The sequence below is a fragment of the Moraxella caviae genome, assembly GCF_002014985.1.
In the GTDB taxonomy this organism is placed as follows: Bacteria; Pseudomonadota; Gammaproteobacteria; order Pseudomonadales; family Moraxellaceae; genus Moraxella; species Moraxella caviae.
In genome coordinates this window covers 35221-61533 of record NZ_MUXU01000018.1, presented here as the reverse complement: position 1 = coordinate 61533, position 26313 = coordinate 35221, and the positions used below count along the sequence as shown (strand labels likewise).

Genomic DNA, 26313 nt, shown 5'->3' with positions numbered 1-26313 from the left:
GCCATGTTGCCAAAACCCACAAAATGTGAGTTTTGGCTATCACGCCTTAAAGACGCACTATTATACTAGTAAATGGCTTTTAATGCAAATAGCTTAAATTTTTACCGCAGTCTCAACTACGTCTACCAAAGTCCAAGTTTTGGTCTTTGAGATAGGACGAGTTTCTTTGATACGAACGATATCGCCTTCTTGACAAACGTTGTTCTCATCGTGAGCTTTTAGTTTGGTAGAACGACGAACTTGTTTGCCGTACATCGGGTGGCGAATTTGGCGCTCAACCAGCACAGTGATAGACTTATCCATCTTGTTGCTGACTACTTTGCCAGTTACAACACCAACTTCTTGAGTTTGGGTGTTCTCGCTCATGCGTCACCTCTTTGTTTTTCATTGATCAAAGTCAAGATTCGTGCGATGGTGCGACGATTTGCCTTAACTTCGTGAGTGTTACCTAGCTGACCAGTTGCTTTCGCCATGCGAAGACGGAATGCATCAAGCTGCTTTTCGTCCAGCAACTGCGCCAACTCTTCTACTGATTTTTCACGCAATTCGTTGGTTTTCATTACATTACCGTCCGTTTAACAATGGTGGTTTTGAAAGGCAGTTTTGCTGAAGCCAAAGTTAGGGCTTCGCGTGCCAGCTCTTCGCTCACACCTTGGATCTCGTAAAGCATTTTGCCCGGCTTGATTTCAGCTACCCAGTACTCTACAGGACCTTTACCTTTACCCATACGCACTTCTAGTGGTTTTTCGGTGATTGGTTTGTCTGGGAATACACGAATCCAGATTTTACCGCCACGCTTAATGCGACGAGTGATGGTACGACGTGCTGCTTCAATTTGGCGAGCAGTCATACGACCGCGACCGATTGATTTTAGACCAATTTCACCAAATGCAACGGTGTTACCACGTTGGGCTAGACCTGTGTTACGCCCTTTGTGCATTTTGCGAAACTTGGTACGTTTTGGTTGTAACATAGCTTACCCTCTGTCGTTGTTGCGGCGGTTGGTACGACCACGGCGTTTTGGCGCACGAGTCTTATCTTCAGCCACAGGATTGTAAACACTGTTCATGCCGTCTAGGATTTCACCACGGAAAATCCACACTTTCACACCGATGGTGCCATAAGTGGTTTCTGCACGAACTTCTGCGTAATCAATATCTGCACGAAGGGTGTGTAGTGGCACACGACCTTCACGATACCATTCGGTACGCGCGATTTCAGCACCGCCAAGACGACCAGAAAGCTCAACTTTGATGCCTTGTGCGCCAGAACGCATACTGTTTTGAACAGCGCGCTTCATTGCACGGCGGAACATCACACGACGCTCTAGTTGGTTTGCGATACCAACAGCAACCAAGCGAGCATCCAAATCAGGTTGAGTGATTTCTTGGATGTTTACTTGCGCTGGTACGCCCATGATTTTGGTCAGCTCTTTTTGAAGTGCTTCGATGTCTGCACCTTGCTTACCAATGATCACGCCCGGACGCGCTGATGAAATGGTGATTTTCGCTGCGCCAGTAGGACGCTCGATGCTAATGTTGCTCACCATTGCTTCTTTAAGTTTGTTGCGCAAGAAATCACGCACTTTAAAGTCATTTAGCAGATACTCAGAGTATTGCTTTGGGCTTGCATACCAGTTTGCGTTGTGCTTTTTAACAACACCTAGACGGATACCAATAGGATGTACTTTTTGACCCATGATTATGCTCCTACTTTAACAGTGATGTGACAAGTGCGCTTGCTGATGCGGTCAGCACGACCCTTGGCACGAGGCATAATACGCTTCAAAGTAATACCTTCATCAACGTAGATGGTTGAAACACGCAGCGTGTCAATATCCAAGCCATTGTTGTGCTCAGCGTTAGCAATGGCTGACTCTAGGCATTTTTTAACCAATTTAGCGCCTTTTTTGTTGCTAAAGGTCAAGATGTCTAGAGCGCGGTCAATTGGCTTACCACGAACTTCGTCCGCAACCAATCTTACTTTTTGTGCCGAAATGGCGGCACCACGTAATTTTGCAGTTACTTCCATGGTACACCTTATCTCTTAGATTTCTTATCAACGCCATGACCACGATATGAACGGGTCGGAGCGAATTCACCGAGTTTATGACCAACCATTTGTTCGTTCACGATAACTGGCACATGAGTGCGGCCGTTGTGAACAGAAATGGTCAAGCCAACCATTTGTGGTAGAATCATCGAGCGACGAGACCAAGTTTTGATCGGTTTGCGGTTGTTGCTCTCAAGAGCAGCTTCAACCTTTGCAAACAAATGTGCGTCAATGAATGGACCTTTTTTCAATGAACGAGGCATGAAACTTTTCCTTTATTTCTTGGCACGACGGCGACGGATGATCATACTGTCAGTACGCTTGTTAGAACGAGTCTTAAGACCCTTAGCTTTCTGACCCCAAGGACTGGTTGGGTGTTTACCAAAGTTACGTCCTTCACCACCACCGTGTGGGTGATCAATCGGGTTCATAGCCGTACCGCGAACGGTAGGACGAACACCACGCCAGCGCGCTGCACCTGCTTTACCAAGCGATTTTAGGTTGTTTTCTGTGTTAGAAACTTCACCAACAACCGCGCGGCAGTTTGCATGGATACGGCGAGTTTCGCCAGAGCGCAAACGTACGATCACATAAGCACCGTCTTTACCCAACAACTGAACCGCTGCACCAGCAGAACGTGCGATTTGCGCGCCTTTGCCGATTTTTAGTTCGATGTTGTGAATAACAGTACCCACTGGGATATTTTTAAGTGGCAAGCAGTTACCCGGACGGATTGGAGAACCTTCGCCAGATTGAACCTGATCGCCTACTGCCAATTTTTTAGGTGCGATGATGTAGCGACGCTCACCATCAGCATATTTCAAAAGCGCAATGTGCGCAGTACGGTTTGGATCGTACTCGATGCGCTCTACGGTAGCAATGATACCGTCTTTGTTACGTTTGAAGTCAATCAAACGATAGTGTTGCTTATGACCGCCACCAATATGACGAGTGGTGATACGACCGTTGTTGTTACGACCGCCAGTCTTAGCTTTTGATTCTACAAGCGGTGCATAAGGACGACCTTTATAAAGGTGTGGATGCACAACTTTTTCAACAAAGCGGCGACCTGGTGATGTAGGTTTTGCTTTTACGATAGGCATTTTCTATTCCTTATTCGTTAGTCGCTGTTTCACTGGCAGCTTCTTCACCAGCACCGATTTGTACGTCTGAACCTGCTTTTAGCGTTACATAGGCTTTTTTCACGTCAGAGCGCTTGCCTGTGATACGACCAAAGCGCTTGGTTTTGCCTTTAACGTTCAAAGTGTTTACTTTTACCACTTCTACGCCTTCAAACATCAGCTCAACAGCTTGTTTGATTTCACGCTTAGTCGCTTTGCTGTCCACTTTGAAAACTTGCACGCCAAGGCTATCGCCCAAACGTTGAGATTTTTCTGAGTAAACAGGTGCTTTTAGTACTTGATATAGTCGTGCGTTACTCATGCTAGTGACTCCTCAAATTGTTTTGCAGCATCAACTGTCATGATAACTTTGTCAAAAGATACAAGGCTTACAGGATCAACTTCACGCGTGCCAAGTACATTGACATGCGGAATGTTGCGAGCTGCCAAATATAGGTTTTCGTCCACTTCGCTGGTAACGATTAGCGCACGTGGTGCGTTCAATTCAGCAAGTTTAGCAACCAAACCTTTAGTTTTTGGGCTGTCTACTGAAATAGAATCTACCAATACCAAACGCTCTTGACGCACAAGCTCAGCAAGAATGCACTGCATTGCGCCACGATACATTTTGCGGTTCACTTTTTGTGACCAGTCTTGTGGTTTGGCAGCAAATGCACGACCGCCACCAACCCAGATTGGGCTACGAATTGAACCTGCGCGAGCACGACCAGTGCCCTTTTGACGCCATGGCTTTTTACCGCCACCAGATACTTCGCCACGAGTTTTTTGTGCACGAGTACCTTGACGAGCGCCAGCTAGGTAAGCGGTTACTACTTGGTGAACCAAAGCTTCGTTGAACTCACGACCAAAAGTGATCTCTGATAGCTCAACCGCCGCACCTGTAACAGTTTTTAAATTCACGTTAATCCCCTTTCACTAGGCTTTCACTGACGGACGCACGATGACATCGCCACCATTAGCACCTGGAAGTGCGCCTTTGATGACCAATACGCCTTTTTCAGCATCTACAGATACAATCTCAAGTCCTTGAACAGTAACACGTTTGTTACCCATTTGACCTGGCATCTTTTTGCCTTTGAAAACTTTACCTGGAGTCTGGTTTTGACCCGTAGAACCTAGCACACGGTGAGAAACAGAGTTACCGTGTGAAGCGTCTTGGGTGCGGAAGTTGTGGCGTTTCACACCACCTTGGAAACCTTTACCTTTTGATTGACCAGTTACGTCAACCAATTGACCCACTTCGAACAAATCTGCCAAGATGCTTGCGCCAACTTCACGACCTTCAAGCTCAGCAGCTTCAGCGCGAAATTCCCAAACACCACGACCAGCAGCAACGCCAGCTTTAGCAAAGTGTCCTTTTTGAGCAGCGGTTACACGAGACTCACGACGCTCACCTGTGGTGATTTGAATCGCGTTATAGCCATCGGTGTCCACTGTTTTGATTTGCGAGATGCGGTTTGCGTCAACCTCAACTACTGTTACAGGGATAGAAACACCTGCTTCAGTAAAGACTCGGGTCATGCCGCATTTTTTACCGACTAAACCAATCGCCATGTTAGACCTCATTAAATAATCTATCGTTGAATATTAAACCAGTGCGCTCAATTAGCCCAAGGCGATTTGAACGTCTACACCAGCAGCCAAGTCAAGCTTCATCAATGCGTCAACGGTCTTATCGGTTGGTTGCACGATGTCAATCATGCGCTTGTGCGTGCGAATTTCATACTGGTCACGAGCGTCTTTGTTGACGTGTGGTGATGTCAATACGTTGAACCGCTCAATACGAGTCGGCAACGGCACTGGGCCACAAACTTGCGCGCCTGTGCGTTTTGCAGTATCGACAATCTCTTGCGCCGACTGGTCAATCAGACGATAATCGAAAGATTTTAGTCGGATACGGATTCTCTGGTTAGCCATGCCAACAAGCTCCTAAATAAGTGCTTTTGAAACCTCTAACTTCACTTGGTGAAGGATTAGGTTCGCCATTTTTGTAAATTTTGTCTATCAGCATACGCTTTTAGACAAAACAATCCAATCCCTGCCCGCCAATCACTAAAAGTACGGCAGCAGGGGTGTTGTTTATAGTGCCAAAAACGATGCTTCGGCTGTGGCGTTGTCCTTTTTGTTCTCTACATCTGCCGTAGAGAACCGACTGTTCTTGCCGTATTTGCTGCTTTCACAGCTTGGCTTAAAATTCTGTTCTTTTTAACCGATATAGCGATCAAAAAGCGCAACGCTAAAACAATTTGTGCGCTTATTATACACTTTTTTTGGCGCAATGCAAGTATTTTCTTGGTTTTTTCGCCATAAATTTGCAAAAGTTTTGTTAAGTTTTGTCAAAGCGTTTTTGTGCATTCTTAACGTACGCCAATCACAACTTGTAATGACAAAATACATATAAAAACTTTACAAAATAGCTGAAATTTTATGCAATCTCATCAAAAATTTAGCTTAAAATCGGCAAAGTTTTGCTTGGATTTTGGCTAAAATTTAGTGAAATTGACAAGACTGCACACAAAATTTTACGCAAAAACACAGCTCGCTTGCCAATCCAGAATGTCAGCCCAGCACATCAATCCAACACAATATTGTACTGCTCTTGATGATAAGTCGGCTCAATTTCAAAACGCAGCACCTTGCCAATCAAATATTCTAAATCCGCCACCGTACCCGCTTCACTACCCAAAAGCAGCTCAATCACTGCAGCGCTTGCCACCACCGTCATCTGCTTGGGCGCAGCATAAGTGCGTGCAAGGCGCATGATTTCACGGAAAATCTCAAAACACACCGTCTCGCCTGTTTTCACCACGCCTTTGCCATCGCAGACAGGACAAGGCTCGCACAGCTGCTGCGGCAGGCTTTCGCGCGTGCGTTTTCTGGTCATCTCCACAAGCCCAAGCGCACTCACCTGCGTGATGCTGGTCTTGGCGTGATCAAGCGCCAGCTGCTCTTGCAACATGGCAAGCACGTCCGCCTTATGCTCAGGCTCGTTCATGTCAATAAAATCAAGAATGATGATGCCGCCCAAATTACGCAGGCGAATCTGATGAGCGATGGCGTGCGCAGCTTCTAGGTTGGTCTTATACACCGTGTCTTCTAGCGAACGCAAGCCCACAAATGAGCCTGTATTGACATCAATGGTGGTCATCGCTTCGGTTTGGTCAATAATCAAATAACCGCCAGATTTTAAATCCACGCGCCGTTTTAGGGCATTTTGTAAATCTTCTTCAACACGATACAAATCAAACAGCGGCACATCGCCTGAATACTGCGTGATGACAGGTGCAACGCTTGGCACAAATTCACGCGCAAAATCCAGCACTTCATGGTACACGTTTTCATCGTCAATCAAAATTTTGGCGGTTTTTTCGTTCACCAAATCTCGCAAGCAGCGCAGCGGCAAAGACAACTCTTGATAAATCAGCATGGATTTTAGCTTGGGACGCAGACGTGCGGCGGCGGTGCGTGCGGTAATCATGCGCCACAGCTGCAATAGATAATAAATGTCTTCTTCTAGCTTGGCGTTACTCACTTTTTCGGCGGCAGTGCGTGCAATCAGACCGCCTTGTAAGTTTGCCAGCTGCATAAATGCGCTAAGTTCACGCTTTAATCGCAGCCGCTCTTCGCTCTCTTCAATGCGCATCGACACGCCCACATATTCATCAGACGTGGGCATATACACCAAATAACGGCTGGGCAATGAAATATTTGTCGTCAGGCGTGCGCCTTTTGTGCCAAGCTCATCTTTGATGACCTGCACCAGCACCTTTTCACCTTCTCTTAGGCGATTTTGAATCAGCTCGGCAGGTATGATTTCGCTTTTTTTGGCAGGCAGCGGCACCATCGCCCCACTGCTTGCCATGCCAAGCTCGGCAATGGGCGTAGGCGCAGGCTTAATGTCATCGCTGTCGCTGGGTTTTTTGGGTTTTTGCATATCATTGACGTGCAAAAATGCCGTGCGTGATTGCCCAATATCCACAAAAGCCGCCTGCATTCCCGGCAAAACACGCACCACCGTACCCAAATAAATATTGCCCACCAAGCCAAGTTTTTGCTGGCGTTCAATGAAAATCTCGCTTGTAATGCCGCCTGTCAAGACCGCAACACGAGACTCCATGGGCGAGTGATTGATTAAAATTTCTTCTGACATGGCTGTTCTTATTTTTATGATTTTACGATGTTAAATGTTCATTTATCATGGTAAGCCAAAAAATACAAATACGCAACCGCCAAACATTCATGATGACGATTAAACAAACCAATCAAACTTTCGCTCAAATAAGTCTTTTTAAATTTTAAAAAATCGGCACGTCAAGCGATTTGCAAGCGGGGAAAATCATGCGCCTTGGCAAATTCATCAATCAATGCCAGCACTTCCACCAGCGGCAAGCCCACTACATTGGTATAACTGCCTTCAATAGACCGCACCCACGCCATCGCACCACCCTGAATGGCGTACGCGCCTGCTTTATCCAGCGGCTCGCCTGTCGCCCAGTAGCGCTCTTTTTGCGCTTCGCTGAGCGTGGTGAAATGCACGGTCGTGGCAACTTTAATGTGCTTTTGCGCCATGATTTGCCTTGATTGCACAAAACTTATCGCCACTGCCGTCCAGATTTTATGCGCACGCCCAGACAGCTTATCCCACATGGCAAATGCGTCCGCTTTATCCACAGGCTTTACCAGCACTTCGCCAGAATCCAGCACGCCAATGGTGTCTGCAGTGATGATGAGCGCTCGCCCATCGCACGCTTTGGCTGCTTTTTGCGCCTTGCCAAGCACCATACGCACGATGTACTCGTCCGCCGTCTCATGCGTGTGCCACGTCTCGTCAATGTCGGCACGCATGGTGTCAAATGCCACGCCTGCCGCCGCCAAAAGTTCACGCCGTCTGGGCGATGTGGAAGCCAAAATCAGTGTCATATTTTACCTTTTTAATGTCATTTGCCGTGCGTGGTTTGGGCAGTATAACTTGGATAAAGGCATCAAAATGATGGCAAATCTGCGCCAAATTCATGCAAAACCCATAAAACCCACCACAAACCACGCTTATTAAGACAATACTAAGCATTGCCCATTTTGTCAAATCGTAAGTTGTGCTACAATGCGCGTATCTTTGTCAAATTTTTCAAAACGCTATTTTAAGCAGTTTATTTTGATAGACTTTTTCGTATAATTTAAGAATGAAACTTTAAGGAAATCGTATGAGCGACCTTATTTCAAGTGGCGACGTGCTAAATGCCGCAAACTTATCACGCCTTGCTGTGGATACGGCGCAGGCAGAAAGCTACGCCAAAGACATCAGCAAAATTTTGGCGATGATGGACACGCTATCACAAGTAGACACCGATGGCGTGTTGCCGCTTGCCAATATCCACGAAGCCTGCCAAACGCTGCGCCCTGATGTGCCAAATGCCGACATTGACCGTGATGGCTTTCAAAAAGTTGCGCCAAATGTGGCAGGTGGCCTGTACCTTGTACCGCAAGTGATTGAATAATAAACGATTGATAACACAAAAATTAGGAAATTTTATGACTCAGTTTCACCATTTATCCGTTCACGACATCGTACAAGGCTTGGCAAACAAATCATTCAGCAGCCACGAATTGACCGAACATTTTATCGGCCGCATTGACAAGCTGGACGGACAAATCAACAGCTTTATCACCCGTGATTTTGACAACGCCATCGCCCACGCCAAAACCGCCGACAAACTGCGTGCCGATGGCGATGCTCGCCCTTTGCTTGGCGTGCCGATGGCGCATAAAGACAACCTTTGCACCAAAGGCGTACTGACCACTTGCGGCTCAAAAATGCTGCACAATTTCGTCTCGCCTTATAACGCCACCGTGGTGGAAAACATCGCAAGCGCCGGCTTTGTAAGCCTAGGCAAGCTGAACATGGACGAATTTGCCATGGGTTCGGACAACGAAAAATCCTACTATGGCGCTGTGCATAACCCTTGGGATACTACGCGCGTGCCGGGCGGCTCATCAGGCGGCTCAGCGGCGGCAGTGGCAAGCGGCTTTATCCCTGTGGCGACAGGCTCAGACACAGGCGGCTCAATCCGTCAGCCTGCGTCATTTTGTGGCGTAACAGGCATCAAGCCCACCTACGGACGTGTGTCTCGCTACGGCATGATTGCCTATGCGTCAAGCCTTGACCAAGCAGGCACTTTCGGTAAAACCGCCCTAGACTGCGCCTATTTACTTGAGCCGATGACAGGCTACGACAACAAAGACGCCACGTCCATCAATCGCCCAACCGACAGCCTAGTGGCAGACATCTTGGCAGCCGACACCACCAGCGACAAACCATTGGCGGGCAAAAAAATCGGCGTGGCGAAGGCGTATTTTGGCGCAGGACTTGACGGTGAAGTTGAAAAATCAATCCGCGCCGCCCTTGCCAAATACGAAGAGCTGGGCGCACAGATTGTGGAAGTAGACATCACTGACCCTGCCATCACCCTTGCGACTTATTATCTGCTCGCCCCAGCCGAAGCCAGCTCAAACCTATCACGCTTTGATGGCGTGCGTTTTGGCTATCGCTGCGAAAATCCTAAAGATTTGGCTGACCTGTACACTCGCAGCCGCTCAGAAGGCTTTGGCGAAGAAGTCAAGCGCCGTATCATCATGGGAACGTACGCCCTGTCGGCAGGCTACTTTGATGCGTACTACATCAAGGCACAAAAAGTGCGCCGCCTCATCGTGGAAGATTTCCTAAAAGCCTTTGAAAAATGCGATATCATCGCAAGTCCAACCGCACCTACGCCTGCTTACAAGCTGGGCGAAAGCCTTGACCCTGCGAGCATTTATCTGGGCGACGTGTACACCATTGGCGTAAACTTGGCGGGCTTGCCTGCTTTGTCGCACCCTGTTGGCATGGCAAACGGCTTGCCAGTGGGCTTGCAGCTCATCGGTAAACACTGGGCAGAAAGCGAGCTTTTGACCACTGCGCACGTTTATCAAGCGAATACGGATTTTCATCAAGCAAAGCCAGAGTTGGCGAAAGACTGATTGGATAAAGCCAAATGACGGATAGTACTTGCACATTGAGCGTAGAGATTGATGATGACGTTTATCAAGACGCCATCAGCATGATTGGCGAAAATAACATCAGCGATTTTTGCGCAGAAGCACTCACGGCTTTGGTGGATTTTTGCCAAAGCCACGACAGCCTAACCGCTCGTGATTTTGCTGACGGCTTGCCTGCAGATTTTAAGCCAATCATCGCAAACATCATCAATAAATACACCGCAAAATTCAACCAAACATCAAATTTAGGATAAAACATGACCCAACAAGCCCCTTTAATTGACGGCTACGAAGTCATCATCGGCATTGAGATTCATTGCCAATTAAACACAAACAGCAAAATCTTTTCAAACGCGCCCACAAGTTTTGGGCAAGACCCAAACACATCAGCCACCATCGTGGATTTGGGTTTTCCGGGCGCATTACCAGTGTTAAACGAGGGCGTGATTGAACGTGCGCTGAAATTTGGCTTGGGCGTGAATGCCGAGCTTGGCATGTACAACACCTTTGACCGCAAAAACTACTTTTACCCCGATTTGCCAAAAGGCTACCAAATCACCCAAATGGCAAACCCCATCGTAGGTAAAGGCTACATTGACATTTTGGTGAACGCAGGGCAAAAAGACGAATACACCAAGCGCATTGGCATCACGCGCGCTCACCTAGAAGAAGACGCTGGCAAAAGCGTGCATGATGCATTGCCGCAGATGACGGGCGTGGACTTGAACCGTGCTGGCACACCGCTGATTGAAATCGTCTCTGAGCCTGATATGCGCTCGGTAAATGAAGCGGTGGCGTACGTTAAGACCATTCACGAACTGGTAACGTGGCTTGGTATTTCAGACGCCATCATGGCAGAAGGCAGCTTCCGTGCCGACATCAACATCTCAGTGCATAAGCCGAACACGCCATTTGGCACACGCTGCGAGCTAAAAAACCTGAACTCGTTCCGCTTTATTGAGCGTGCGATTAAATCGGAAATTGAGCGTCAGATTGACGTCATTGAAGATGGCGGTAAAATCGTGCAAGCCACACGCCTGTATGACCCTGAGCGTGATGAAACTCGCGCCATGCGCACCAAAGAAGAAGCCAACGATTATCGCTATTTCCCTGACCCAGATTTGCTGCCTGTGGTTATCTCTGAAGAGACGCTTGCTAAGGTGAAAGCCGAGATGCCAGAGTTGCCACAAGCCAAAAAAGAGCGATTTATCAATGAGTTGGGGCTTTCTACCTATGACGCCAACGTACTAAATGGCAGCCGTGAATTGTCTGAATACTTTGAAAAAGTGGTAGAAATTGTCGGCAAGCCAAACGCCAAAATCGCCGCCAACTGGGTGATGGGCGAGCTGTCTGGTGCGCTGAACAAAAACGAGCTTGTCATCACTCAATCGCCTATCACAGCTGAGCTTTTGGGCGGCATGATTTTGCGCATCACGGACAACACCATCAGCGGTAAAATCGCCAAAGAAGTGTTTGGCTTTATGTGGGAAAGCGGCAAAACTGCCGATGATATCATTGCCGAAAAAGGCCTGAAACAAGAGACCGACACAGGCGCAATCAAAGCCATCATTCAAGAAGTGCTGGACAACAACCAAGCGATGGTGGACGAGTACAAAGGCGGCAAGGAAAAAGCCTTCAATGGACTGGTCGGACAAGTGATGAAGGCCAGCCGCGGCAAGGCAAATCCTGCACAAGTCAATCAGATGTTAAAAGAGATGATTGGATAAGATGGGAAAGAAAAAAGCCAAATCCTGCGGGGTTTGGTTTTTTTGCAATATTTGCAATACCAGTTAATCAATATCGTTTAAGACAAAATCAGCAAAGCAAGCACAAAGACGCAGGCAATGTCTCAATGGTAAACGCCAAACGATATTAACACCCATCACCACTGAGCCTTTGACAGCTGCTCACACAGCACACCATAAAAGCGTCTGGCAGCGTCAGTTTGCACGCGCCCACTTTGACGATACAAATAAGACGAGCGAGAAATTTGCGGATTGATGAGCGGACGCATTTGCAGACCATTTTGCTTAATGCGTGCCTGAGAATATGGCAAACAAAACGTCAGTCCCAAATTTTTGCTCGCCATCGCAAAAGCCGTGGTCATAAAATTCACACGGTGCGCCGCATTTTTAATCATTGCCGCCATTTCATCTGGCAACTCAGCCGCCAGCATATCCGAAAACGAACCCGTCAGCACAATCAATTTTTCATGGCGCAAATCGCTCCATGCCACTTGCGTCTTGGCAGCCAGCGGATGAGTCTGTGGCATGGCAACATAAAACGGCAAATTCAGCAACAACTCACGCATAATACCCTGACCCACATCACGCGCAGGACCAATGCCAAAATCCACCACACCTGCACCAACCAGCCCAATCACATCTTCTACCGCACAATCTTCAATCAACACATCAATATTTGGATACAAAGCTTCAAAATCCGCCATCACTTGCGGTAAAATCGCCGCCGCCAACTGCTGACTTGCCGCAATGCGCACCACGCCTTTTTCCAGTGCTTTTAGATGATTTAGCTCATTGGTCATCGCTTCTAAATCATGCAACACTCGGCTTGCCAAAGGATATAACTGCACACCAATGGCTGAAAGCGACAGCTGTCTGGTCGTCCGATCAAATAACTTCACCGCCAGCACCTTTTCTAGCTCTTTAATCAAACCGCTCAGCGTGGATTGCGATATGTGCAAATCATCTGCCGCCTGCGTAAAACTGCCAGAATCCGCCACCGCCAAAAACGCTCGAAGCTGGCGCAAGGTGATGTTTTTACTGTTAATTTTCATCTCACTTCCCTATATGTCTGATGTTTTTCTTGCGCTCATCAATCGCTTGATGGCTCTTTGACAAAACTTGATTTTGACTATCTTAGCAAACCACACATAAAAAACCCAACACCTTTACACCCACCGCGCGCCCATCTTTGTGCTACAATGTGCAAACCTGCCAAATACTGCCAGCGCAACTTTTTTACCAACACAACTTTTAAATCGCCATCACCATGATTTACCTACACCATCGCCCCACCGCCGTGCTGCTGCCAAACCGCACACAATCTCGCCTAACGCAAGATGACAGAACCGCACTTGGCGCACATCGTCTGGCGGTGCTGTCTTTGGCGTGCCGTGCGCACAATTTACCAGCACCCGTCATCATGCGCAGCAATCACGGCAAGCCTGTTTGTGCCAATGCGCCGCTGCATTTTAATCATTCGCACAGTCAAAAAAACTATGCGCTCGCCTTTGGTTTTGATGCTCAAACCCCCTTAAAAAACACACAATTTTACAACGCCAAACCAGATTTAGGCGCAAATCTGGGCGCAGGCGTGGGCGTGGACGTGGAAGATTTAGACCGTGCGGTGAATTTTTCGGCACTGGCAAACAGCCGATTTAGCGATGACGAGCGCAAACGCTGGCAAGCGAACGGTACGGCAGCGGCGTGGTTTGCGATTTGGTGCGCCAAAGAAGCGGTGCTAAAAGCGCATGGCTTGGGCATTCGGCTGAATTTGCGCGAGCTTAACACGCACGCAGCGGCTGATGACATGGCGGGATTTGCCCAGCACGCACGCATTGGGCGGTTTTATTATCGCTGTTTTTCGGTCAATCACGCCATGCTGGCAGTGGCTCATCGTGATGAAAAAACCCTTTGGGATTTGGTGTGGGTGTAAGGTTTGGGCTTAAACGGTGTAATTTGTTGGCAGCAAATCATTTGCCAAAACCTTTCAGCTAACACCGCCCAAACCACCAACATCACACCGCCCATCGCTCAGCATCATCTTTGCTATCCACATTGACTTAGCCACTCAATAATCAAAATCAGCAATCTAAACCCACCACTCTCACCGCTTGCAATACTTTCACTTCTGGCAACTCACCCATCATCAAAACAATTCTCACAGCAATCATAACGATTTTCACCCAGCGAATATACGTTTACAAAATTCTCGTTGATTTTTTAAAAAAGTGCTTGCGCTTAATTTGGTTTTTTGCTAGAGTATATTTGTCTATACAACTTCACCGACTTGCGCAACGCAAGATCATCTTTCACACAAGGAGCGTTTTATGACACTGACCACCCCAAACCGCACCGATACCACCCGTATCATCAAAGCCCCCACAGGCACGGAGCTGACTTGCAAAAGCTGGCTGACCGAAGCGCCTTATCGCATGATTCAAAACAACCTTCACCCAGATGTTGCCGAAAATCCCCAAAGCCTTGTGGTGTATGGCGGCATTGGGCGTGCTGCTCGTAATTGGGAGTGCTATGACAAGATTTTAGAGAGTCTAAAAACCCTTGAAAATAACCAAACTCTACTTGTCCAATCAGGCAAACCTGTGGGTATTTTTAACACCCACGAAAACGCCCCACGCGTGCTGATTGCCAACTCAAACCTAGTGCCGAAATGGGCAACATGGGAGCATTTTAACGAGCTTGACCGCAAAGATTTGTTCATGTACGGACAGATGACCGCAGGCAGCTGGATTTATATCGGCACACAAGGCATTGTACAAGGAACGTACGAGACCTTTGCCGAAGCAGGTCGTCAGCACTATGGCGATGGCAAGACCAAATCCACCGACAACTGGCGTGGGCGCTGGATTTTGACCGCAGGACTTGGCGGCATGGGTGGCGCACAGCCTTTGGCGGCAACTTTTGCAGGCGCAGTGTCGCTAAATATCGAATGCCAGCAGTCCAGCATTGATTTTCGTCTGCGCACAGGCTATGTAGATAAGCAAGCACAAGACCTTGATCATGCTTACGAGCTTATCAAAGAACACACCGCCAAAGGCGAAGCGGTATCCATTGCCCTGCTTGGCAACGCCGCTGAAATTTTGCCAGAAATGGTAAAACGTGCCAAAAATGGCGAAATTAAGCCTGATTTAGTAACCGACCAAACGTCTGCGCATGATTTGATTAACGGCTATCTGCCGATGGGCTGGACGGTAGAACAATGGAAAGCTGCCGCTGCCGATCCCGCTCAGCACGACACACTTAAAAAAGCCGCCGCTCAGTCGTGCGCGGTGCATGTGCAGGCCATGCTTGACTTTACCGACATGGGCATTCCTGCGACTGACTATGGCAACAATATCCGTCAAGTGGCTTTTGATGAAGGGGTGAAAAACGCCTTTGATTTCCCGGGATTTGTGCCTGCTTATATTCGTCCGCTGTTTTGTCAAGGCAAAGGACCGTTTCGCTGGGTGGCATTATCTGGCGATCCAGAAGACATTTACAAAACCGACCAAAAAATCAAAGAGCTGTTTCCTGACAACACGCACGTTCATAACTGGCTTGACATGGCAAAAGATCGCATTCATTTTCAAGGCTTGCCTGCACGCATTTGCTGGCTTGGACTTGGCGAGCGCGATAAAGCAGGTCTTGCCTTTAATGAAATGGTTAAAAATGGCGAACTAAAAGGACCTATCGTTATTGGGCGCGACCACCTAGACACAGGCTCAGTGGCAAGCCCTAACCGTGAAACCGAAAGCATGAAAGACGGCACGGATGCCGTGTCAGATTGGGCGCTGCTAAACGGCATGCTAAATGTCGCAGGCGGTGCAACATGGGTGTCGCTACACCATGGCGGTGGCGTGGGCATGGGCTACAGCCAGCATTCTGGCATGGTGATTGTGGCGGACGGCACAGACGAAGCCGCCAAACGCCTAGCCAACGTGCTGGTGAACGACTGCGGCAGCGGCGTCATGCGTCATGCTGACGCAGGCTATGAGCTTGCCATTGAGACTGCCAAAAACTATGGGCTAAATTTGCCGATGGTTAAATAGGTTATCCTAATAACTTTACCAGATTTGCCAAGCAAGCAAGGTTTTGTGAGCTTGGCAATACAGTCGTCAAGTACTACTTGCACTGACTGATGGCAAACGCCTGATGGCGGCAAGCACCCCATCAATCTCATCATCTTTGCACATCTTTTAATGCGTTGTTATGTATAAGGAAATAACATGACAGAAAAACCCACCCCCATCTCAAAAACCCGTGCCATCATTCAGCTTGTGCTGTTTAGCGCCATTGGCATTGTGGCGTTTTTTGTGCCGTTTACCATCGGTGGCAAAAGCACGATTTTGTTTGACCATATGGCAAGCTATTTGGTTAATGAACAACGCACACTGAGCATCACCTTGCTGTTTGCCATGATGATTTATGGCGTGGCAAAACCCATCATGTCAGGCGAATTTAAAAAGAGCCTGACCGACTTAATCCTGACGGTTTTTAAGGCGATTGGGCTGATTTTGGCGGTGCTGTATGTAACCAACACCGCCCCTGATGTCATTATGCAAAAAGATATGCTGCCGTTTTTGTTTGATAAATTGGCATTGACGGTGGGTATGATTGTGCCGATTGGTTCTTTGATTTTGGCAAGTTTGGTGGGTTTTGGACTGCTTGAAATGATTGGCGTGCTGATGCAGCCTGTCATGCGCCCGCTTTTTAAAACGCCGGGTTCGTCCGCCATTGACGCAGTGGCAAGTTTTGTGGGCAGTTATTCCATTGGGCTGCTCATCACCAACCGCGTGTACCTACAAGGACAATATTCCGCCAAAGAAGCGATGATCATCGCCACAGGATTTTCTACCGTATCGGCGGCGTTTATGGTGATTGTCGCCAAGACGCTTGACATCATGGATCATTGGAATTTATTCTTTTGGTCAAGTCTTGTCATCACATTTTTGGTTACTGCTATCACTGCACGCCTGCCGCCCATTCGCACAGCGGATGACACGCACCAACGCCAAGAAATTGACAGCATTAAAGGCAAGCGCCTTACCACTGCTTTAAATGTCGGTATCAGCACATCACAAAACGCAGGATCGGTTTGGCAAATTTTTTGGTCAAACTTTCGTGATGGCATACAGATGACCGCAGCGATTATCCCAAGCATTTTGGCGATTGGCTTGGCAGGATTGTTGCTTGCCAAATACACGCCCATTTTTGATGTGCTTGGACTTTTATTGTATCCGTTTGCTTATATCGTGGGCTTGCCTGAGCCGATGATGGCAACCAAAGGCATGGCAGCAGGACTTGCCGAGATGTTTTTGCCCGCACTACTGCTTGGCGATATGCCGATTTTGGTACGCTTTGTGGCGGCAGTGGTGTCTATCAGCAGCGTACTGTTTTTCTCTGGCATGATACCTTGCGTGCTTGCCACCAGATTGCCGATTTCTATCACTCAAATGCTGATTATTTGGTTTGAGCGCACCGTGCTAAGCCTAATGCTGGCAACATTGGTCGGTCATGCAGCGATTAGCGCAGGGCTGCTTTAACCAAACCCAACTTAAACTCATCAACACATCAAAAAAGGAAATTTTATGCACCAACTCACTCTAACTCCACGCCATCTCACTCTTGCTGATTTACGCCAAGTGTACGACAAGCCCACGCGCATTAGCCTTGATGATGGTGCTTGCGCCAAGATTGACGCATCTCGCCAAGCAGTGAACGCCATCATCGCCAAAGACAAATCCGCCTACGGCATCAACACAGGCTTTGGACTGCTTGCCAAGACACGCATCAGCGATGACGAGCTTGAATTGCTGCAGAAAAATCTCATCATCTCGCACGCTGTTGGTACGGGCGAAGCCTTGCCAGATGGCGTGGTGCGCCTGATTATGGTAATGAAAATTGCAAGTCTTGCCCAAGGCGTATCAGGTGTTCGCCGTGAAGTGGTGGACAGCCTGATTAATCTTGTCAATGCCGACATCATGCCGATTATCCCTGCCAAAGGCTCGGTGGGCGCATCAGGCGATCTTGCCCCTTTATCGCACATGACGCTTGCGATGATGGGGCTGGGCGATGTGCGTGTAAATGGCAAAATCCTGCCTGCCAAAGACGCACTGGCGCAAGCCAATCTTAGCCCCATCACCCTTGCCGCCAAAGAAGGCTTGGCACTGATTAACGGCACACAGACATCAACGGCACTGGCATTGCGTGGTTATTTTCACGCCTGCGATTTGCTCGCTGCAGCGACCGTAGTCGGCTCACTTTCCATTGACGCAGCGCGCGGCTCGGACGCACCTTTTGATCCGCGCATTCATGAAGTACGCGGCCATCACGGGCAAATCCAAATCGCCAAAACCCACCGTGAACTCATCAAGGGCAGCCAAATCCGCCTATCTCACCAAGACGATGACGACCGCGTCCAAGACCCTTACTGCCTGCGCTGTCAGCCACAAGTGATGGGTGCGTGTCTTGATTTGATTAACCAAGCAGGCAAAACTCTGCTCACCGAAGCCAATGCCGTTACCGACAACCCTTTGATTTTTAATGACAATAATGATCCTGTTGCCATCAGCGGTGGCAATTTTCACGCAGAGCCTGTTGCCTTTGCTGCCGACACACTTGCCCTTGCCATCAGCGAGATTGGCTCAATGAGCGAACGCCGCATCGCCCTACTCATTGACAAGACGCTTTCAGGATTGCCTGCGTTTTTGGTGGATAATGCTGGCGTAAATTCAGGCTTTATGATTGCCCATGTTACCGCTGCTGCCCTTGCCAGCGAAAACAAATCGCACGCCCACCCCGCAAGCGTAGACAGCATTCCTACGTCTGCCAACCAAGAAGACCATGTGTCTATGGCAACCTACGCCGCTCGCCGATTGTTTGACATGGCGCAAAACACTGCCACCATCGTAGGCATCGAGCTTTTGGCGGCAGCGCAAGGCGTGGATTTTCATCAACGTGATGGGCTTACCACGTCTGATTACCTTGCCAAAATTCACCAAACGCTGCGTGCGATTGTGCCGTTTTATGACAAAGACCGCTACTTCGCCCCTGATATTGAAAACGCCAAACAGCTGGTACTACAAGGCAAGCTGCTTGACAACTGGGCGAATTTGCGTGATGAATGGTTTACCAATGCCTAAAAACAGCCGGGCGTGAATACTGACGTTAATGACCGCCAAGCGCATTAACAAAAAGCATTCGTCAAAAATGCTTGGCAAACGCCCAGTTTTTTAACCCAAACCGCCAAATCTAAGTCGCACAGCCACAGCTTGCTTGATTGCATTTTCCACCCACAAATGCTAATCTTGCGCCCTTGTAAAATTTGCAGGAATTTTTATCAGGAACTTATATGTGGCTTGAAACTTTTTTGACAGGGGTGATGGTGTCGGCAGGGCTGATTATCGCCATTGGCAGCCAAAACGCCTTTGTGCTAAAGACGGCGCTGAAAGGTCAGCACATTTTTTGGGTGTGCTTGATTTGCTTTGCGTGCGATGTATTGCTGATGACGCTTGGCGTGATGGGCGTTGGCTCGGTGTTTGCCAACAATGCCACGCTCACCAAACTGCTTGGCGTGGGCGGCGCGGCGTTTTTGGGTTGGTACGGTTTTAATTCCTTCAAAAACGCCCTGACTTCAAACAGCACGCTGGTGAGCGATGACAATGCCAAGCCTGCAAGCCTAAAAACCACCGTGCTTGCGACTTTCGCCATTACACTACTAAATCCGCACGTGTATCTAGATACGGTGGTGCTTGTTGGCGGCATTGGTGCAACTTTGGCAAGCGATAGCAAACTGTCGTTTTTGGCAGGGGTGCTTTTGGTGTCGTTTGCATGGTTTTTTGGGCTTGGCTATGGGGCAAAGTATTTGTTGCCGATTTTCAAAAACCCTAAAGCGTGGCGCGTACTTGAATTCGCCATCGGCGTGATGATGTGGTGGATTGCCTTTAAATTGTTGAGTTTTGTGTTTGGCGGGGTGTAGTTTTTTGGGGATTTTTAGGTTGGCTGTGGGCTGATTTTAAGATAAATTGATCCAAATCAGAACCGTCTTGTTGGCTTGGTTTGCTTGTGCTATACTAAATGTAGTAACATCACTACAAATTATCCATAGCCATCATCAATCAACAAACATTTCATCAATAAACAAGGAATGCTTATGTACATGACCAGTCGTGAATTCAACCAACGCACCAGCTACGCCCAGCGCCAAGCCGACATCGCCCCTGTCATCATCACCAAACGTGGTGAGCCAAGCTATGTGCTGCTGCGTTATGATGATTATCAAAAAAACAAATTAAATCCAGCAGGTAGCAGAGAGTTTGTTTCCGCCAAAGATGCTTATCTTGCCTTAGATATTCCTGATGAAGTGGCGGATATTGAATTTGAGCTGCCGACTAGAAGTACAAACAATCGCCCACCTGTGGATTTTGGGGAGTTGTGATGTATTTATTAGACACCAATGCCGTCAGCGAAATTCGCAAAGTGCAAAAAGGCGTGGCAAATGCTGGCTTTGATGAATGGCTTGCAAGCATAGATTATCGTGATTTATATTTGAGCGTGGTCGTGCTGATGGAGCTTGAACGTGGCGTACTGGGCATGGAGCGTAAAGATGTCAAGCAAGGCAAATACCTGCGAACATGGCTTGAACAAAGCAAAAAAATGTATCAAGGACGCATCCTACCCATCACTGAACGCACCGCCGATATTTGCGCAAGCTTTCATGTGCCAAATAAAGCCCCTGAAAATGACGCATGGATTGCCGCCTGCGCCAAAGAACATGGCTTGATTTTAGTAACGCGCAACGTGGCAGATTTTGCCGATTTGCCTGTGGCGGTGATTAACCCTTTTACTGCCGAATAATCGTCAATTCAAATACGTCCATCATCACATTGACAAACGTCCATGACGACAGCCAGCACACAATAAGGAAATTTTATGCAATACACCAAAATCACACCGCACAACCCTACGCTTTGGACGGCGCGCCAAGAACCCTTTGAAAGCGCGCGCGCTTGCTATTGGCAAGAAATCGTCTCATCTGGCGAAGCACTTGCCAACCAAAACTTATCCGCCAAAATCGCCCTGCTGGGATTTTGCTGCGATCAAGGCGTACTGCGCAACCAAGGACGCATTGGCGCAAAACACGCCCCTGATAAAATCAAATCCGCCTTCGCCAAGTTGCCTGTGCCATCTGCCGTACTTGATGCGTTTGGCGATAATCGTCAGGCGTTGTCAAAATTGGTGGCGGACATGGGCAACGTCCATTGTGTTGATAATGACGAAATGCTGGCAAATGCTTTGGAAAACACCCAAACCGTCTTTGCTCAAAAAATCAAAAATTACTTAAATAACAATAGCTTACCTATTGGCTTGGGCGGCGGTCATGAGATCGCCTACGCGTCTTTTTTGGGCTTGTATCAGCATTTGCAAGACAAAGCAAGTCAAGCCCCATCAAAACAAACCCATTTACCAAAAATCGGCATCATCAATTTTGATGCACATTTAGACCTTCGCCAAAATGACGTGGCAAGCTCTGGCACACCTTTTCGCCAAATCAGTGAGCTTGTGGGCGCAGAGCATTTTCATTATTTGTGCGTGGGTGTCAGCCGTTTTAGCAATGCGGCAGCGTTGTTTGACCGCGCTGCATCGCTCAATGTCAGCATGATCAGCGATGATGACTGCAATCGCTTAGCATTTGATGAGATTGCCAAACGACTGCATACTTTTTGCGATGCGCTGGATGTGCTTTATATCACGCTTGATATGGACGGTTTTTCGTCAAGTCTTGTGCCTGCGGTGAGCGCACCTGCCGCCAAAGGTTTTAGTCTTGATTTTGCCGAGCAATGCTTAGATTTGCTGTTCGCCACAGGCAAAGTAAAAGTGGTGGATTTTGCCGAGATTAACCCAAAATACGACACAGACGACAAAAGCGTTAAAGTTGCGGCACGACTCTTGGCAGGCGTGATTGAGCGGCATTTATTGCATGGTTTTGGTGCATAATTTTGGCGCATAACGATACGGCAAATCAAGACAAAAACTTACCAAGAAAATTTTGCCAACAGATTAAGCGAACGGTAAATTAACTGAAAAATCCTTTTAATACAATCACTTACAAGGACTGCGCATGACAACTCAGCTTTATTATAATGTCAATCTTGCCACGATGAATGACGAGTTTGGCTATGGGTCAGACACGCCTTATGGAGCGTTACGCCAAGCCGCTATCGCCATTCAAGACGGCAAAATCATTTACATCGGTGATTATGACACGGCGTTGGCACAATTTACCGATACCAAGCGCACGGACTGTCAGGGCAAATGGATCACGCCTGCACTGATGGATTGCCACACGCACCTTGTTTATGCTGGCAATCGCAGTCATGAATTTGAAATGCGCTTAAATGGCGTGGACTATGCCACCATCGCCAAAAATGGTGGTGGCATACTCTCAACGGTGAATGCCACACGCCAAGCAAGTTTTGATGAGCTGTACCAAGCCAGCAAGCAGCGACTGCAAGCCTTCATTGCACAAGGCGTTGGCACGATTGAAATCAAATCAGGCTATGGGCTTGACTTGGACAGCGAGCGCAAAATGCTGCAAGTCGCCAAACAACTGGGGCAAGACTTTGGCATTACCGTCAAAAAAACCTACCTTGCCCTACATGCCTTGCCACCAGAATATCAAGGGCGGGCTGATGACTATGTAGAGCAAGCGTGTCAATGGCTAAAAACCCTTGCCAATGAAGGCTTGGTGGACGCAGTAGACGCATTTTGTGAGCATATCGCATTTAGCACCGAGCAAGTTGCCAAGCTGTTTGCCGTTGCCACCGAACTGGGCTTGCCTGTTAAGTTGCACGCTGAGCAGCTGTCTGACATGGGCGGAGCAGAACTTGTGGCGCAATTTGACGGGCTGTCAGCCGATCATATTGAATACCTAAATGATGACAACGTCGCTAAAATGGCGCAAAAAAACGTGGTGGGCGTACTGCTGCCGACCGCCTTTTATGTGCTAAAAGAGACCAAGCTGCCACCGATTGCTAAAATGCGTGAATGCGGCGTCAATATGGCAGTTTCCACCGACTGCAACCCCGGCACATCACCGTCTGCGTCCATATTGCTGGCGATAAATATGGCGTGTACGCTGTTTGGATTGACGCCAGAAGAAGCTCTGTCAGGCACGACACGTCATGCCGCGCAGGCATTGGGATTGCAAGACCGTAAAGGTCAGCTTAAAGTCGGCTATGATGCAGATTTGGCACTGTGGGACATTGAGCGTCCTGCGGATTTGGCTTATTTGATTGGGCAGAACCGCTTGGATAAATTGATATTGAGCGGTAAACCAACAAACCACTAAACATCACCCATCAACAACAACCCAAACTCGCATTTGGGTTGTTTTTTATTGTAAAAATCTGCGTGAAACATCATAACTTTCCCAAAACACCACTCTAACAACAACTTTTCTCTCGCTCATCACCTGCCAAATTCCCCAGCCAACTTTTCGCCCAACTCACCGCCAAGCCTTGCCATCATTAGCCTTGCCAAGCCTTTAAATTCTTATCCCCAAAATCTATGGATAACTTTGTGGAAATGGCATAAATTTATCCACCAAAGCCTTTATCGTTCGGTGCTTACAGCGTGATTTTTGCTTGCCATCATCATGACACATTGATAAATTTTATCTTTTAAAATCAATTAGTTATAAATAATTGATATTTTTTATAAAGACACAGAAAATCGTAATTTTTTCAAATCATCGCACGCATGATGTTCCACGAAATCAGCTTAAATTTATACGAAAAATCTGTGGATAACTTTTAAAAACTACTATCCAATTAATTTGACTACAAAACGACAAAGCGCAGATGGCATCAATAACACAACAAGCCAAAATCATAAAGCCATAAAAAACCACAAACCCTACGCCAGTAGAGCTTGTGGCTGATTATTTTCTTAAAAACAATCTTTCGTAAAAACAACCTTGTGCAAAAACAGTCCTATGCGCGCTTTAGCACTGCCATAGCAATGGTGGCAAGCAGCGCTGGAATGCCGATGGCTAGAAAATTGTAAGCGTGCGGCAAATTCATCGCCAAAATCGCCCCTGTCATCACAGGCCCAACAATCGCACCAACACGGCTGACCGCTGACGCACAGCCAATACCTGTAGTACGAATGTGCAGCGGATAAAACTGCGCCAAATAGCTGTACAGCAAAATGGACGTACCGATGGTGGTTGCGCCTGCCACCGCCACCAGCGTGTACAAAATCACAGGTGGCGAATTGATTGCCAATGCTGAAATGGACACCGCTGCCAGCGCACACATGGTAACAATCACAGGCTTAAGATGGAATTTATCCGCCAAAAAGCCGCCTGCAATCGCCCCAATCATCGCCCCAATATTCAGCGCAAACAAGAACAAAATGCTTGCACCCAACGAATATCCCGCTGAAAGCATCAGCTTAGGCAGCCAGCTGCTGAGCGTATAAGTCATGAGCAAGCACATGAAAAACGCCACCCAAAACATCAGTGTACCAAAAGCTCGCCCTTCGGTGAACAGCTGCACGAATGCCGATTGCTTTTTATCGCTCTGTGCAGACGCAGCTTGAGCTGGGATTTCATTAAGCACCAGTGTCGCATTTGCTGGTAAATTGGCGCTTGGTAAGAGCTTGCCAATGATGTGGCGCGCTTTGTCTTGCTGATTGTCCTTCACCAAAAAAGTTACCGATTCTGGCAAAAATTTCCAAATCAGCGGAAAGCCTAACAGCGGAATCCCTGCCAAATAAAACATGATTTCCCAGCCATAATCCTTGACCAAAAACGAACCAAGCAATGCCGAGATGATGCCACCCACCGCATAGCCGCTAAACATAATGGAAACCATCGTGGCACGCAGCTTTTTGGGTGCGTATTCAGAAGTCAGCGCAACCAAATTTGGCATCACGCCGCCAATCCCCAACCCCGCCAAAAAGCGCAAAACCGCAAATTCGGTGGGCGATGGCGCAAACGCTCCTAAAAAAGTAAAACCGCTAAAAAATGCCGTACACAGCATGATGGCTTTTTTGCGCCCAATGCGATCTGCCAAAGCCCCAAAAATCATCGCGCCAAACATCATGCCAGCCAGCGCAGAACTCGCCAGCATACCTGCTTCTACGGCGGTGAGCGACCATTGCTCCATCAAAAGCGGCAATGCCACGCCATAAATCACCAAATCATAACCATCAAAAATGATGATAAGCAAACACCAAAACAGCACCTGCCGATGAAAGCTGCCGAATTTGGCTTCATCAATCACGGTATTGATATTCACGGTTGGCGCATCGCCAGCTTGAGCGGACACATCGCCAAAAGATACACGATCTGTTGTCATACACACTCCTTGTTGTTCATTTGATCCGTCATTTGTTAACTGCGTTAAAATTTTACTCTTGCTGCACTCCTTTGTTGTCAATGCCTAATACCAAACCATCAGTCCAGCTGACGCACGGTCAAAATCTGCTCGCTATGTCCAAATACGCCTTGCTCATCATGCAGCACGCTGCTCGTTAAGCCAATGCCGTCATCGCCAATCTGCTGAATGGTTTCAAGTCCAAGCCAGCGCCCTTTTGGTATTCTTAGCAGATGAATCTGCAAATCCACATTTGGAAAAGCCCATTTGCCCTTATCAGGCGTGGCGCGCGGCACAATGCCATTGGCAGTATCCACCATGCCCATCAGACGTACAAAATCACTCACAGGCAGCGCTTGCCCTGATGAGTCATGCGCCATATCAAGCTCATTTGTTAGCCATACCACACCCTTGCCAGCCCTACGATTTATATCCGTCTTGGCACGAATGCTGCGAATATAACCGCCCGGCCATGCCGCCATACCGTCCCAATCTGGCATATCATCAGGCGGCGTGATGGCGGTATTTTCAAGTCCTGCCACCACCTTGGTGTCGCTGGTTTGCAGTCGCCACGCGCGCGCCACCACGCACGTTTTGCCTTGCGTTTGCATGACAGATTCAATCAGCTCAATGGTGCGCCCTGCTCTGATGGTTTTGGTGGTGATGCTAAATTCACCAAAGTGAATCAGCCCAAAAATATCAAAACTGATACGCGCAATACGCACATCATCACGGGGCGAAAAAGCGTCCAACTCAGCACAAATCACGCCTGCCACTGGCGCCATATGCTGCTCATTGGGATTCCAAGCGCCTTGTGCATGAATCGTGCAATCATAAATCGCCACCACGCCATCGTCCGTCTGCTCGCGTGATTTTAAAACATAATAACTGCCCGCCATCACTCTCTCCTTATCGCTTGCCAATCAAGACAAAATCTGCCTTGATTGACACTGCTAAATCACG

At 48.0% G+C, this 26313-nt stretch carries 29 protein-coding genes; 13 read left to right on the top strand and 16 right to left on the bottom strand.

Features of this window, described 5'->3' with window-relative positions:
* Nucleotides 1–93: 93 nt before the first annotated feature.
* The 13 genes from rpsQ to B0181_RS02450 form a co-directional block, all read right to left on the bottom strand.
* Nucleotides 94–366: a 30S ribosomal protein S17 gene (gene rpsQ, locus B0181_RS02510; RefSeq protein ID WP_078275915.1), complete on the bottom strand. Its 273-nt coding sequence runs from the start codon at nt 364–366 to the stop codon at nt 94–96.
* Nucleotides 363–560: a 50S ribosomal protein L29 gene (gene rpmC / locus B0181_RS02505; RefSeq protein ID WP_078275914.1), complete on the bottom strand. Its 198-nt coding sequence runs from the start codon at nt 558–560 to the stop codon at nt 363–365. The genes rpsQ and rpmC overlap by 4 nt, the downstream gene beginning before the upstream one ends.
* Nucleotides 560–973, bottom strand: coding sequence for a 50S ribosomal protein L16 (rplP, locus tag B0181_RS02500; RefSeq protein WP_029102635.1), 414 nt, complete (start codon nt 971–973; stop codon nt 560–562). The genes rpmC and rplP overlap by 1 nt, the downstream gene beginning before the upstream one ends.
* 3 nt (nt 974–976) lie before the next feature.
* Nucleotides 977–1699, bottom strand: a complete 723-nt coding sequence (gene rpsC, locus B0181_RS02495; RefSeq protein ID WP_078275913.1) for a 30S ribosomal protein S3 — start codon at nt 1697–1699, stop codon at nt 977–979.
* A gap of 2 nt (nt 1700–1701) precedes the next feature.
* A complete protein-coding gene (gene rplV / locus B0181_RS02490) occupies nt 1702–2031 on the bottom strand; it encodes a 50S ribosomal protein L22 (protein ID WP_078275912.1) in 330 nt (109 codons plus the stop codon).
* Nucleotides 2032–2039: 8 nt separating this feature from the next.
* A complete protein-coding gene (gene rpsS / locus B0181_RS02485; RefSeq protein WP_078275911.1) occupies nt 2040–2315 on the bottom strand; it encodes a 30S ribosomal protein S19 in 276 nt (91 codons plus the stop codon).
* A 12-nt stretch (nt 2316–2327) separates the two neighbouring features.
* On the bottom strand, nt 2328–3155 hold the full coding sequence (rplB, locus tag B0181_RS02480; protein WP_078275910.1) for a 50S ribosomal protein L2: 828 nt from the start codon (nt 3153–3155) through the stop codon (nt 2328–2330).
* 10 nt (nt 3156–3165) lie between these two features.
* Complete coding sequence (gene rplW / locus B0181_RS02475; RefSeq protein ID WP_078275909.1) at nt 3166–3495, bottom strand: 50S ribosomal protein L23; 330 nt, start codon at nt 3493–3495, stop codon at nt 3166–3168.
* Nucleotides 3492–4094 (bottom strand): 50S ribosomal protein L4, encoded by a 603-nt coding sequence (gene rplD / locus B0181_RS02470; protein ID WP_078275908.1) that lies wholly within the window; start codon nt 4092–4094, stop codon nt 3492–3494. The genes rplW and rplD overlap by 4 nt, the downstream gene beginning before the upstream one ends.
* Nucleotides 4095–4109: 15 nt before the next feature.
* Nucleotides 4110–4748 carry a 50S ribosomal protein L3 gene (gene rplC, locus B0181_RS02465; RefSeq protein ID WP_078275907.1) on the bottom strand — a complete coding sequence of 213 codons (639 nt, stop codon included), beginning with the start codon at nt 4746–4748 and terminating at the stop codon, nt 4110–4112.
* 51 nt (nt 4749–4799) lie between these two features.
* The gene (gene rpsJ / locus B0181_RS02460; protein WP_078275906.1) at nt 4800–5111 is read right to left on the bottom strand and encodes a 30S ribosomal protein S10; all 312 of its coding nucleotides are present in this window, start codon (nt 5109–5111) and stop codon (nt 4800–4802) included.
* Nucleotides 5112–5766: 655 nt separating this feature from the next.
* Nucleotides 5767–7344: an Rne/Rng family ribonuclease gene (locus B0181_RS02455; RefSeq protein WP_078275905.1), complete on the bottom strand. Its 1578-nt coding sequence runs from the start codon at nt 7342–7344 to the stop codon at nt 5767–5769.
* A gap of 161 nt (nt 7345–7505) precedes the next feature.
* Nucleotides 7506–8114, bottom strand: a complete 609-nt coding sequence (locus B0181_RS02450) for a Maf family protein (protein WP_078275904.1) — start codon at nt 8112–8114, stop codon at nt 7506–7508.
* A 281-nt stretch (nt 8115–8395) separates the two neighbouring features.
* On the opposite strand from B0181_RS02450, the gene gatC reads away from it, so the two are divergent.
* From gatC to gatB, 4 genes are read left to right on the top strand one after another with little or no spacing between them, the layout of a single operon-like run.
* A complete protein-coding gene (gene gatC, locus B0181_RS02445; RefSeq protein ID WP_078275903.1) occupies nt 8396–8689 on the top strand; it encodes an Asp-tRNA(Asn)/Glu-tRNA(Gln) amidotransferase subunit GatC in 294 nt (97 codons plus the stop codon).
* 34 nt (nt 8690–8723) lie between these two features.
* Nucleotides 8724–10208 carry an Asp-tRNA(Asn)/Glu-tRNA(Gln) amidotransferase subunit GatA gene (gene gatA / locus B0181_RS02440; RefSeq protein WP_078275902.1) on the top strand — a complete coding sequence of 495 codons (1485 nt, stop codon included), beginning with the start codon at nt 8724–8726 and terminating at the stop codon, nt 10206–10208.
* 14 nt (nt 10209–10222) lie between these two features.
* The gene (locus tag B0181_RS02435; RefSeq protein ID WP_078275901.1) at nt 10223–10480 is read left to right on the top strand and encodes a hypothetical protein; all 258 of its coding nucleotides are present in this window, start codon (nt 10223–10225) and stop codon (nt 10478–10480) included.
* 3 nt (nt 10481–10483) lie between these two features.
* Nucleotides 10484–11953 (top strand): Asp-tRNA(Asn)/Glu-tRNA(Gln) amidotransferase subunit GatB, encoded by a 1470-nt coding sequence (gatB, locus tag B0181_RS02430; RefSeq protein ID WP_078275900.1) that lies wholly within the window; start codon nt 10484–10486, stop codon nt 11951–11953.
* Between the two features lie 155 nt (nt 11954–12108).
* Here gatB and B0181_RS02425 read toward each other — a convergent pair whose 3' ends face one another.
* Nucleotides 12109–13023: a LysR family transcriptional regulator gene (locus B0181_RS02425; protein WP_078275899.1), complete on the bottom strand. Its 915-nt coding sequence runs from the start codon at nt 13021–13023 to the stop codon at nt 12109–12111.
* Between the two features lie 215 nt (nt 13024–13238).
* Here B0181_RS02425 and B0181_RS02420 point away from each other — a divergent pair, with 215 nt between their 5' ends.
* The 9 genes from B0181_RS02420 (at nt 13239) to hutI (ending at nt 23318) form a co-directional block, all read left to right on the top strand.
* Nucleotides 13239–13904 carry a 4'-phosphopantetheinyl transferase family protein gene (locus B0181_RS02420; protein WP_211276063.1) on the top strand — a complete coding sequence of 222 codons (666 nt, stop codon included), beginning with the start codon at nt 13239–13241 and terminating at the stop codon, nt 13902–13904.
* A 394-nt stretch (nt 13905–14298) separates the two neighbouring features.
* Nucleotides 14299–16017, top strand: coding sequence for a urocanate hydratase (hutU, locus tag B0181_RS02415; RefSeq protein ID WP_078275898.1), 1719 nt, complete (start codon nt 14299–14301; stop codon nt 16015–16017).
* Between the two features lie 177 nt (nt 16018–16194).
* A complete protein-coding gene (locus B0181_RS02410; protein ID WP_078275897.1) occupies nt 16195–17511 on the top strand; it encodes a YjiH family protein in 1317 nt (438 codons plus the stop codon).
* A gap of 45 nt (nt 17512–17556) precedes the next feature.
* Entirely contained in the window at nt 17557–19110 is a 1554-nt protein-coding gene (hutH, locus tag B0181_RS02405) for a histidine ammonia-lyase (RefSeq protein ID WP_078275896.1), read from the top strand.
* A gap of 209 nt (nt 19111–19319) precedes the next feature.
* A complete protein-coding gene (locus tag B0181_RS02400; protein ID WP_078275895.1) occupies nt 19320–19946 on the top strand; it encodes a LysE/ArgO family amino acid transporter in 627 nt (208 codons plus the stop codon).
* A 174-nt stretch (nt 19947–20120) separates the two neighbouring features.
* Nucleotides 20121–20405, top strand: a complete 285-nt coding sequence (locus B0181_RS02395) for a type II toxin-antitoxin system Phd/YefM family antitoxin (protein ID WP_078275894.1) — start codon at nt 20121–20123, stop codon at nt 20403–20405.
* Nucleotides 20405–20824, top strand: a complete 420-nt coding sequence (locus B0181_RS02390) for a type II toxin-antitoxin system VapC family toxin (RefSeq protein ID WP_078275893.1) — start codon at nt 20405–20407, stop codon at nt 20822–20824. Before B0181_RS02395 ends, B0181_RS02390 begins: the two co-directional genes overlap by 1 nt.
* A 75-nt stretch (nt 20825–20899) precedes the next feature.
* Entirely contained in the window at nt 20900–21964 is a 1065-nt protein-coding gene (hutG, locus tag B0181_RS02385) for a formimidoylglutamase (protein ID WP_078275892.1), read from the top strand.
* 124 nt (nt 21965–22088) lie between these two features.
* On the top strand, nt 22089–23318 hold the full coding sequence (gene hutI, locus B0181_RS02380; protein WP_078275891.1) for an imidazolonepropionase: 1230 nt from the start codon (nt 22089–22091) through the stop codon (nt 23316–23318).
* A gap of 643 nt (nt 23319–23961) precedes the next feature.
* On the opposite strand, the gene B0181_RS02375 is transcribed toward hutI, so the two are convergent.
* Both B0181_RS02375 and B0181_RS02370 read right to left on the bottom strand, forming a co-directional pair.
* Nucleotides 23962–25332 carry an MFS transporter gene (locus tag B0181_RS02375; protein WP_078275890.1) on the bottom strand — a complete coding sequence of 457 codons (1371 nt, stop codon included), beginning with the start codon at nt 25330–25332 and terminating at the stop codon, nt 23962–23964.
* A gap of 98 nt (nt 25333–25430) precedes the next feature.
* Nucleotides 25431–26249, bottom strand: a complete 819-nt coding sequence (locus tag B0181_RS02370) for a thioesterase family protein (protein ID WP_078275889.1) — start codon at nt 26247–26249, stop codon at nt 25431–25433.
* Between the last annotated feature and the right edge of the window lie 64 nt (nt 26250–26313).

What these genes read in the sequence shown, in the direction of transcription:
- rpsQ (WP_078275915.1), bottom strand. Translation starts at nt 366, where the DNA reads ATGAGCGAGAACACCCAAACTCAAGAAGTTGGTGTTGTAACTGGCAAA.
- rpmC (WP_078275914.1), bottom strand. Translation starts at nt 560, where the DNA reads ATGAAAACCAACGAATTGCGTGAAAAATCAGTAGAAGAGTTGGCGCAG.
- rplP (WP_029102635.1), bottom strand. Translation starts at nt 973, where the DNA reads ATGTTACAACCAAAACGTACCAAGTTTCGCAAAATGCACAAAGGGCGT.
- rpsC (WP_078275913.1), bottom strand. Translation starts at nt 1,699, where the DNA reads ATGGGTCAAAAAGTACATCCTATTGGTATCCGTCTAGGTGTTGTTAAA.
- rplV (WP_078275912.1), bottom strand. Translation starts at nt 2,031, where the DNA reads ATGGAAGTAACTGCAAAATTACGTGGTGCCGCCATTTCGGCACAAAAA.
- rpsS (WP_078275911.1), bottom strand. Translation starts at nt 2,315, where the DNA reads ATGCCTCGTTCATTGAAAAAAGGTCCATTCATTGACGCACATTTGTTT.
- rplB (WP_078275910.1), bottom strand. Translation starts at nt 3,155, where the DNA reads ATGCCTATCGTAAAAGCAAAACCTACATCACCAGGTCGCCGCTTTGTT.
- rplW (WP_078275909.1), bottom strand. Translation starts at nt 3,495, where the DNA reads ATGAGTAACGCACGACTATATCAAGTACTAAAAGCACCTGTTTACTCA.
- rplC (WP_078275907.1), bottom strand. Translation starts at nt 4,748, where the DNA reads ATGGCGATTGGTTTAGTCGGTAAAAAATGCGGCATGACCCGAGTCTTT.
- rpsJ (WP_078275906.1), bottom strand. Translation starts at nt 5,111, where the DNA reads ATGGCTAACCAGAGAATCCGTATCCGACTAAAATCTTTCGATTATCGT.
- B0181_RS02455 (WP_078275905.1), bottom strand. Translation starts at nt 7,344, where the DNA reads ATGTCAGAAGAAATTTTAATCAATCACTCGCCCATGGAGTCTCGTGTT.
- B0181_RS02450 (WP_078275904.1), bottom strand. Translation starts at nt 8,114, where the DNA reads ATGACACTGATTTTGGCTTCCACATCGCCCAGACGGCGTGAACTTTTG.
- gatC (WP_078275903.1), top strand. Translation starts at nt 8,396, where the DNA reads ATGAGCGACCTTATTTCAAGTGGCGACGTGCTAAATGCCGCAAACTTA.
- gatA (WP_078275902.1), top strand. Translation starts at nt 8,724, where the DNA reads ATGACTCAGTTTCACCATTTATCCGTTCACGACATCGTACAAGGCTTG.
- B0181_RS02435 (WP_078275901.1), top strand. Translation starts at nt 10,223, where the DNA reads ATGACGGATAGTACTTGCACATTGAGCGTAGAGATTGATGATGACGTT.
- gatB (WP_078275900.1), top strand. Translation starts at nt 10,484, where the DNA reads ATGACCCAACAAGCCCCTTTAATTGACGGCTACGAAGTCATCATCGGC.
- B0181_RS02425 (WP_078275899.1), bottom strand. Translation starts at nt 13,023, where the DNA reads ATGAAAATTAACAGTAAAAACATCACCTTGCGCCAGCTTCGAGCGTTT.
- B0181_RS02420 (WP_211276063.1), top strand. Translation starts at nt 13,239, where the DNA reads ATGATTTACCTACACCATCGCCCCACCGCCGTGCTGCTGCCAAACCGC.
- hutU (WP_078275898.1), top strand. Translation starts at nt 14,299, where the DNA reads ATGACACTGACCACCCCAAACCGCACCGATACCACCCGTATCATCAAA.
- B0181_RS02410 (WP_078275897.1), top strand. Translation starts at nt 16,195, where the DNA reads ATGACAGAAAAACCCACCCCCATCTCAAAAACCCGTGCCATCATTCAG.
- hutH (WP_078275896.1), top strand. Translation starts at nt 17,557, where the DNA reads ATGCACCAACTCACTCTAACTCCACGCCATCTCACTCTTGCTGATTTA.
- B0181_RS02400 (WP_078275895.1), top strand. Translation starts at nt 19,320, where the DNA reads ATGTGGCTTGAAACTTTTTTGACAGGGGTGATGGTGTCGGCAGGGCTG.
- B0181_RS02395 (WP_078275894.1), top strand. Translation starts at nt 20,121, where the DNA reads ATGTACATGACCAGTCGTGAATTCAACCAACGCACCAGCTACGCCCAG.
- B0181_RS02390 (WP_078275893.1), top strand. Translation starts at nt 20,405, where the DNA reads ATGTATTTATTAGACACCAATGCCGTCAGCGAAATTCGCAAAGTGCAA.
- hutG (WP_078275892.1), top strand. Translation starts at nt 20,900, where the DNA reads ATGCAATACACCAAAATCACACCGCACAACCCTACGCTTTGGACGGCG.
- hutI (WP_078275891.1), top strand. Translation starts at nt 22,089, where the DNA reads ATGACAACTCAGCTTTATTATAATGTCAATCTTGCCACGATGAATGAC.
- B0181_RS02375 (WP_078275890.1), bottom strand. Translation starts at nt 25,332, where the DNA reads ATGACAACAGATCGTGTATCTTTTGGCGATGTGTCCGCTCAAGCTGGC.
- B0181_RS02370 (WP_078275889.1), bottom strand. Translation starts at nt 26,249, where the DNA reads ATGGCGGGCAGTTATTATGTTTTAAAATCACGCGAGCAGACGGACGAT.